The 8,713-nt window shown below is 43.5% G+C and carries 7 protein-coding genes and 1 pseudogene; 6 read left to right on the top strand and 2 right to left on the bottom strand.

What is annotated here, in order from left to right; all coding sequences use genetic code 11:
• From HOO90_RS11885 to clpA, 6 genes and pseudogenes are all read left to right on the top strand, one after another.
• Positions 1-108: pseudogene (locus HOO90_RS11885) on the top strand (preprotein translocase subunit YajC); the annotation flags it as partial.
• Between the two features lie 70 nt (positions 109-178).
• The gene (gene secD / locus HOO90_RS11880) at positions 179-2,008 is read left to right on the top strand and encodes a protein translocase subunit SecD (protein ID WP_292843342.1); all 1,830 of its coding nucleotides are present in this window, start codon (positions 179-181) and stop codon (positions 2,006-2,008) included.
• Positions 2,009-2,075: 67 nt separating this feature from the next.
• The gene (gene secF, locus HOO90_RS11875) at positions 2,076-3,044 is read left to right on the top strand and encodes a protein translocase subunit SecF (RefSeq protein ID WP_292843340.1); all 969 of its coding nucleotides are present in this window, start codon (positions 2,076-2,078) and stop codon (positions 3,042-3,044) included.
• A 105-nt stretch (positions 3,045-3,149) separates the two neighbouring features.
• Entirely contained in the window at positions 3,150-4,421 is a 1,272-nt protein-coding gene (locus HOO90_RS11870; RefSeq protein ID WP_292843338.1) for a CNNM domain-containing protein, read from the top strand.
• 251 nt (positions 4,422-4,672) lie between these two features.
• On the top strand, positions 4,673-4,999 hold the full coding sequence (gene clpS / locus HOO90_RS11865) for an ATP-dependent Clp protease adapter ClpS (protein WP_292843336.1): 327 nt from the start codon (positions 4,673-4,675) through the stop codon (positions 4,997-4,999).
• Between the two features lie 45 nt (positions 5,000-5,044).
• The gene (clpA, locus tag HOO90_RS11860) at positions 5,045-7,318 is read left to right on the top strand and encodes an ATP-dependent Clp protease ATP-binding subunit ClpA (protein ID WP_292843334.1); all 2,274 of its coding nucleotides are present in this window, start codon (positions 5,045-5,047) and stop codon (positions 7,316-7,318) included.
• A gap of 36 nt (positions 7,319-7,354) precedes the next feature.
• On the opposite strand, the gene HOO90_RS11855 is transcribed toward clpA, so the two are convergent.
• Together HOO90_RS11855 and pyrD are read right to left on the bottom strand one after the other, a co-directional pair.
• A complete protein-coding gene (locus HOO90_RS11855) occupies positions 7,355-7,969 on the bottom strand; it encodes a glutathione S-transferase (RefSeq protein WP_292843332.1) in 615 nt (204 codons plus the stop codon).
• A gap of 12 nt (positions 7,970-7,981) precedes the next feature.
• A partial coding sequence (gene pyrD, locus HOO90_RS11850) for a dihydroorotate dehydrogenase (quinone) (RefSeq protein WP_292843330.1) occupies positions 7,982-8,713 on the bottom strand: 732 nt, incomplete at its 5' end.

Genomic DNA, 8,713 nt, shown 5'->3' with positions numbered 1-8,713 from the left:
GTGGCTGAGTCATTTGTAACCATTGAGGTTGCAGCGAATACCGAAATCACCGTACAAAAACAAGCCGTACAAAGCGCATTACCTAAAGGCACGATCAAGAGCATTTAAGCTCAGCTGATGAAGCCGCATCTTAATCCACACTGTTATTAATTTGAGTCAGACTGTTTAGAGCCAAACTATGAATCGCTATCCATTATGGAAGAACATCCTTGTCGTTGTCATGATTTTGATCGGGTTGATCTACACCATTCCAAACTTCTTTGGTGAATCACCTGCTGTTCAAATTACGCTGGCTAAAAACACCAGCAAGCTTGACCCTGATTTATTAAGTAAAGTGGAGGCGATTTTTAAACAAGAGAAAATTGCCTATGATGGCGTCTTTTTGGATGCGCGTGGCGTTAAAGCACGCTTTGCCAATACCGACACACAAATCAAAGCTAAAGATGTTTTACAAGCCAGTTTAGGCAAAGAGTATACCGTTGCACTCAATATGCTTTCACGCTCACCTACATGGCTACGTAGCTTGGGTGCAAAGCCGATGTATCTAGGTTTGGATTTACGTGGTGGCGTGCATTTTCTACTTCAAGTTGATATGAAAGCGGCGTTAAGCAAAGCCGCAGAGCGTTTTGTTGGCGATTTTAAAATCGCGTTGCGAAAAGAACGTGTTTCTTACGTGGGTGTAACGCGTGAAGGCGAAACCGTACAAATTCGCTTTAACAGCGAAGCCGAGTTGATTAAAGCCAAGGCTATCATCAGTAAAGAATATCCAAACTTAACACTTAATGAATCAACATCAGGCGAAGAAAAGATACTAAAAGCCTCATTAAATTTAGTTGAACAAAAAACCATTCAAGATTTTGCCATCAAACAAAATATTCAAACACTACATAACCGTATCAATGAGCTAGGTGTAGCAGAACCCATCATCCAGCAACAAGGTGCGGATCGCGTTGTGGTGCAATTGCCTGGCGTACAAGATACCGCAAAGGCTAAAGAAATTTTGGGCCGTACTGCGACACTTGAAATTCGCCTAGTCGATGAAGAAAAAAGCGACTTTGCTACACTGGAAAAAGCCGAAAAAGGCCAAGCACCCATTGGTGATGAAGTATTTAAAGACCGCGATGGGCGTTCAATCATCGTTAAAAAGAATGTGGTACTCACTGGCGATTATATTACCGATGCTGGTCCTGGCGTTGACGGCCAATCTGGCAGATCCACCGTAAACGTAACATTGGACGCACGCGGTGCACGTATTTTTCAGCAAGTTACGCGTGAAAATGTAGGCAAGCGCATGGCAATATTGCTGATTGAGAAAGGCAATACTGAAATTATTACCGCCCCAGTGATAAATGAAGAAATTGGCGGTGGGCGCGTACAGATTTCTGGCATGGCTAATACGCAAGAGGCTACTGACATTGCCTTGCTACTACGCGCTGGAGCGCTGGCAGCACCGATGGATATTGTTGAAGAACGTACCGTTGGCCCGAGCATGGGTGAAGAAAATATCAAACGCGGCATGCATTCAACCTTATGGGGATTTGCCGCCATTGCTGTGTTTATGATTATTTACTACGCCATGTTTGGTGGTATTTCCGTACTCGCGCTGAGCGTAAACTTGCTTTTATTAGTGGCGGTTTTATCTTTACTACAGGCGACACTAACCTTGCCAGGCTTAGCCGCGGTAGCACTTACATTAGGTATGGCGATTGATGCGAACGTGCTGGTAAACGAGCGTATTCGCGAAGAACTGCGTAACGGCAACTCACCTCAAGCCTCGATTCAAGCCGGTTATGAGCGTGCGTGGGACACTATTTTAGACTCGAACGTCACGACATTAATCGCCGGGCTTGCACTTTTTATGTTTGGCTCTGGCCCAGTAAAAGGCTTTGCGGTGGTGCATGTATTGGGCATTTTGACTTCAATGTTCAGTGCGGTGGTGGTATCACGCGCTATTGTTAACGCCTTGCATGGCTATCGTCGAAAAGTAAGCAAGTTGTCAATTGGCTAATTCAATCACACTTAATCAATACCACTTGTACTGAAACAAGAACTTTAAAATTTAAGAGCAAATAATTATGGAATTATTCAAAGTTAAAAATGATATCCCCTTCATGAGTTATGGCAAATTAACCACTGCCATCTCATTAATCACCTTCATTTTAGCCATATTCTTTTTAGCTACCCGAGGTCTTAATTTTGGCGTAGATTTCACAGGTGGCACAATGATGGAAGTCAACTATCCACAAGCGGCCGATTTGAATAAAATTAGGCAAGCCGTGGATAGCATTGGCCTAAAAGACGCCACTGTACAAAACTTTGGTAGTAGCCGTGATGTATTAATTCGTTTACCTGTTCGTACCGGAATCACGGGTTCACAACTCTCAGAACAAATGCTGGCCAGCCTAAAAGCGGCCGACAGCAGCGTGCAAATGAGCCGTGTCGAGTTTGTTGGCCCGCAGGTGGGTGAAGAGCTTTATGAAAACGGCGCGCTTGCCTTGCTGTTAGTTACCGCTGGCATCATGCTTTATCTTGCCATGCGCTTCGAGTGGCGTTTTGCGGTGGCGGCGATTATTGCTAACATGCATGACGTGGTTATTATTCTTGGCTTCTTTGCTTTCTTTCAATGGGAGTTCAACCTCACCGTGCTGGCCGCGATATTAGCGGTATTAGGTTACTCAGTGAATGAATCTGTTGTGGTGTTTGACCGCGTACGCGAAAACTTCCGCAAAATGCGTAAAGCCACCGTAATCCACGTCATTGATAACGCCATCACACGCACCATGTCACGTACTGTGATTACGCACTTTTCCACACAATTGATGGTGCTATCCATGTTGTTATTTGGCGGCGAGGTGCTACATAACTTTGCACTGGCGCTGACGATTGGTATTCTATTCGGCATTTACTCTTCAGTGCTCGTTGCCTGCCCTATCGCTATGTGGCTTGGCGTAAGCCGCAGCAACCTGATTGGTGATGTTGAGAAAAAAGAAGGCGACAAACAAGAAAAAGTCGTTGAGCCTGACCCTTCTGAATTCGCTTCGTAAGCAGCCAATAAAAAGAATCAAGTGTGCCTAGTTACTAAGTGCACTTGATTATTAATACTACTCACGTATACACTCATCATAATTATTACAACTTAATCCCACTCATTGGATAACATTCCCATTTCTTGGCAGCTTGGCATTCTTTTGCTTTTGCTACTGATTTCAGGCTTTTTCTCAATGGCAGAAACTAGCTTGATGTCACTTAATCGTTACCGATTACGTCACTTAGTAAAAGAAGGCCATCGTGGCGCGCGCATCGCCAGTGCACTGTTAGCCAAGACTGATAAATTACTTGGTGTAATTTTACTATGCAATAACTTTGCCAATGCTGCCTCTGCCACCTTGGTCACGGTGATTATTGTCGAATTGTTTGGCGAAGGCGAATGGATGCTGATGCTGGGAACACTTGCCGTCACATTTGCCATTTTAGTCTTTAGTGAAATCTCACCAAAAGTCATTGCAGCCGCCTACCCCGAAAAAATAGGTATTTTTTGCAGTTACTTACTTTATCCATTACTTAAACTTCTATATCCTGCCGTTTGGTTTGTCAACTTATTTGTTGGCGCTTTGTTGCGCCTACTAGGGGTAAGAGTCAATTTTGAAGAAACCACCCAAGCCCTGACCATGGATGAATTGCGCAGCATCGTGACTGATGCAGGACATTTCATGCCTAAAAAACATCGATCTATTTTATTAAATTTGTTTGACCTTGAAAAAATTACCGTCGACGATGTAATGACAGCGCACACTTTAGTTGAATCGATCGACTTTGATGCGCCGCTAGAAGATATTTTGCAGCAAATTTCCAGCAGTCAACATACCCGCCTACCTGTACGCCAAGGTGAGAACGAAGAAATCATCGGAATATTGCACTTACGCAAAGTTATGTCGCAATTACGTTCGCATCACGATAACAATGATTTATATAAAGAAGCATTACTAGAAATTATTAGCGAACCGTATTTCATCCCGTCGGGCACACCACTTTATACACAAATACAGCAGTTTCAAGAAAAGCAGCAACGTGTCGCGCTGGTTGTGGATGAATACGGCGAGTTTAAAGGCTTAGTCACATTAGAAGATATTTTAGAAGAAGTTATTGGCGACTTTACCACCCAGTCACCCTCTCGACTGGGGAGCTACCGCGAGGACGATGACGGTGGCTGGCTAGTCGACGGTAGCAGTACCTTGCGTGATTTAAATAAAAAACTCAATTTGAGTTTACCGTTAGACGGTCCGCGTACCATTAATGGACTAATACTCGAGCATTTTGAAGACATTCCAGAATCCAATACCAGCTTTAAGGTTGGAACGCACGTGATTGAAATCGTACAAACACAAGATCGTATTGTGAAAAGCGTTAAAATTTTTCCTTAAATATTAGTTTCCTGCATGACTGTTTTACAATACCCCTTTCACTACCCCTAAATTTTAGCGCCTAAGTTGTAATTCTTAAGTCGCTTCGCTATTCAAGCCTGACAAACCATTTCAATCGTTAATTTACGTTACCTTAAATCAACCTACGTTTTTTAGCTTTATTCAATAGAATGAAACTAAATAGGTCATTTATCATAACCATATTCAAAATACGCTTGAAATTTCTGTAGTTTGGCTCAAAATAGTCCTATATGGCTAACTTACCCAATACTACTAGGCCTGCTGATCATGACACGGCACTTAAACCTGAAGTTGCAAAACCAAAATTGCCCCCCATGTTTAAGGTGTTGCTACTGAATGATGATTACACGCCAATGGAATTTGTAGTGGAATGTATTGAGCGATTTTTTAACAAAAGCCGTGAACAAGCAACGCAAATTATGCTCAAAGTACATACAGAAGGCGTTGCGGTATGTGGTGTATATCCACAAGATATTGCAGAAACTAAAATGAATCAAGTACTTAACTATGCAAAAGCTCAGCAGCATCCATTACAGTGTGTAGTAGAACCAGCCTGAAGATTATCAGGAATTGAAATTAATATTGAAATTTAAGGATCTAAAATGATCGCTCAAGAATTGGAAGTTAGTCTACACATGGCCTTTATGGACGCCAGACAAAAGCGCCATGAGCTTATTACGGTTGAGCATTTATTACTTGCGATGATAGACAACCCAACCGCCGCAGAGGTGATGCGCGCGTGTGGGGCAAAGTTAGAAGTACTGCGCACCGAACTCAACCAATACATTGAAGAACACACGCCGACTGTGAATGGTCAAGAGGACGTAGATACTCAACCTACCCTTGGCTTTCAACGTGTGATTCAACGCGCCATGCTGCATGTACAATCTTCAGGGAAAAAAGAAGTGACGGGAGCTAATGTACTCGTCGCCATTTTTGGTGAAAAAGATTCGCATGCAGTATTTTTCTTGCACCAACAAGGTGTGACACGCTTAGATGTGGTGAATTTTATTTCGCACGGCGTATCGAAAATTGGTGAAACAGCAAAACCTGAAAGCGCAGACACAGAGGCTGATGTTGAAGCTTCACCATCTGGCGCACTGGAAAGTTATACGCTTAACTTAAACGCTCAAGTGGCCGCGGGTAAAATTGACCCGCTCATTGGACGTGGCCCTGAGTTAGAGCGTGTGGTTCAAACTTTATGCCGTCGCCGCAAAAACAATCCATTACTGGTCGGTGAGGCTGGTGTGGGTAAAACAGCGATTGCGGAAGGTTTAGCGCGCCGTATTGTTGAAAAAGATATTCCTGATGTCTTGGCGAATGCAACGGTTTACTCGCTCGACATGGGTGCATTGCTGGCGGGCACAAAATACCGAGGTGATTTTGAGCAACGCTTAAAAGCCGTGATGAAGCAACTAGCTGAAAACCCTGATGCGATTTTATTTATTGATGAGATTCACACCTTGATTGGTGCAGGCTCTGCCAGTGGCGGCACTTTGGATGCAAGCAACTTGTTAAAACCCGCACTATCAAACGGCACACTTAAATGCATTGGCGCGACGACTTACCAAGAGTATCGCGGAATTTTTGAAAAAGACCACGCGCTGTCACGCCGCTTTCAAAAGGTGGATGTGGTCGAACCAAGCGTAGCGGAAACGATTGAAATCTTAAAAGGTTTGAAATCTCGCTTTGAGTCTCACCATAGCGTTAAATATAGTGCTAGCGCGCTGACAACCGCAGCAGAATTATCAGCGAAATATATTAACGACCGTCACTTACCAGATAAGGCAATCGACGTGATAGATGAAGCTGGTGCGGCGCAACGTATCTTGCCAAAATCGAAACAGAAAAAAGTGATTGGCAACAAAGAGATTGAAGACATCATTGCCAAAATTGCCCGCATTCCACCTAAAAATATTTCCGCGGATGACAGAAGCGCACTTAAAACACTTGAGCGCGATTTAAAAGCCGTGGTATTTGGCCAAGATAAAGCGATTGAAGCGCTGACCTCTGCCGTGAAAATGGCACGTAGCGGCTTGGGTGGCAATAACAAACCAATTGGTAGCTTCTTATTCAGCGGCCCGACTGGTGTTGGTAAAACTGAAGTTGCTAAACAACTCGCTTACATCATGGGCATTGAGCTCATTCGCTTCGATATGAGTGAATATATGGAGCGCCACGCGGTAAGTCGTTTGATCGGTGCGCCTCCAGGCTATGTGGGTTTTGAACAAGGTGGCTTGATGACTGAAGCCATTACTAAACACCCCTATTGTGTATTGTTGCTTGATGAGATTGAAAAAGCGCATCCTGATATTTTCAACATTCTGTTGCAAGTAATGGATCACGGCACGCTCACCGACAACAATGGTCGCAAGGCGGATTTCAGAAACGTTACGATTATTATGACGACCAACGCGGGTGCAGAAAACTTATCAAAAGCCAACATGGGCTTCACTACTGCGAAACAAGCCGGTGACGAGCAAGCTGATATTAAACGCTTATTCTCACCAGAGTTCCGCAACCGTTTGGATGCTACGGTGTCATTCGCCGCATTGTCACAAGATATTATCATTCGCGTGGTAGATAAATTCTTGATTCAATTAGAAGACCAATTACATGATAAAAAAGTCGAAGTGACCTTTAGCGATACATTGAAGGCTTACTTGGGCAAAAAAGGCTTTGACCCACTCATGGGCGCTCGACCAATGTCTAGATTGATTCAAGACACCATTCGTAAGGCTTTGGCTGATGAGTTATTGTTCGGCAAACTGGCTAATGGCGGCAGCGTACATGTGGATATTGATAGTAAAGATGAAGTAAAATTGATTTTTTCTGGCGATAAAACAGTATCAGAAAGTGCATTAGCCGAAGTTTAAATTTGCATCACTTACAGCTGTTAAAAAACAGCCAACTTATTCAATATAAGTTGGCTGTTTTTGCATGATGTTCGCAAACAATTTCGATTCAACTAGCGTTCGTAGCCAAATCCGTAATTTTGGATAAGGTGTGGTTTCAAACCAATTAGCATCCACCGCCGCAAATTGGCGCACAAACGGGAAAATTGCAACATCTGCCAAGCTTGGTATGGCGCCGAATAAATAAAGATTGCCTTGTAGCAAATTTTCTAGTTTTTGTAAAAACACTCCGCCATCAGCGCGATGCTGACTTTGTGTTTTATTTGGGTAGCGCTCAGGGTATTTGTAAGCATCTAAAGCACATTTAAATGCATCGTCATTTTCGGAAATAAGTGCTAAAACAGATGCTCTGGAAGCCGCATGGATATTGGTCTGCAGGGCATGTGTTTTTAATGCCCATTGCATGATTTCCAAGCTTTGTTCAATCACGCTTCCGTCTTGCAGCACCAACACAGGCACGGTGCCTTTTGGTGAAACTTGCAACATATGCGCAGGCTTTTCGCGTAATGAAATTTCACGAATTTCAACGTCAATATTTGCCAGCTTGAGTGCCATACGAGCGCGCATAGCGTAGGGACAACGGCGATAAGAATATAAAATAGGTAGCGCCATTGCTGCTAAAAATCACCCTAGCGATTTACAAATTTCATGCACCAGCTTTGGCCCTTTATAAATCAGCCCGCTGTATACCTGCACAAGGTCTGCGCCAGCGGCGATTTTTTCAACGGCATCGGCGCCGCTCAAAATACCACCCACGCCAATAATCGGTACCGCACCTTGCAAACGCTGCGATAATTGCTGAATGACTAATGTTGATTTTTCACGCACAGGCGCACCAGACAAGCCGCCTGTTTCTTCGGCATGTTCCATGCCCTGCACCATGTCACGCGCCAAAGTGGTATTAGTCGCAATTACACCGTCAATTTTATGTTGCATCAACAAATCAGCAATTTCATTCACTTGTTCTTGTTCTAAATCAGGTGCAATTTTTAAAGCCACTGGCACATATTTACCATGCTGATTTGCGAGCTTAGTTTGCTCTAATTTAAGCGTAGCCAACAAACTAGATAAAGCATCTTTTTCTTGCAAAGCGCGCAAATTCTTAGTGTTGGGCGATGAAATATTCACCGTGATATAACTCGCATACGCATATACTTTTCGCATGCAAATCAAATAATCATCCACCGCGTTTTCCATTGGCGTATTAAAGTTTTTACCAATGTTAATGCCCAACACGCCTTTGAATTTAGCGGCTTTTACGTTCTCGATTAAATTATCGACGCCCAAATTATTAAAACCAAAGCGGTTCACAATGCCCTGTGCTTCTCTCACGCGGAATAAGCGCGGCTTAGGGTT

Origin of the sequence: Methylotenera sp., from assembly GCF_013141425.1 — a bacterium.
Lineage (GTDB): Bacteria > Pseudomonadota > Gammaproteobacteria > Burkholderiales > Methylophilaceae > Methylotenera.
The sequence above is the reverse complement of the archived record's forward strand: the minus strand, read 5'-3'. Positions and strand labels throughout refer to the sequence as shown.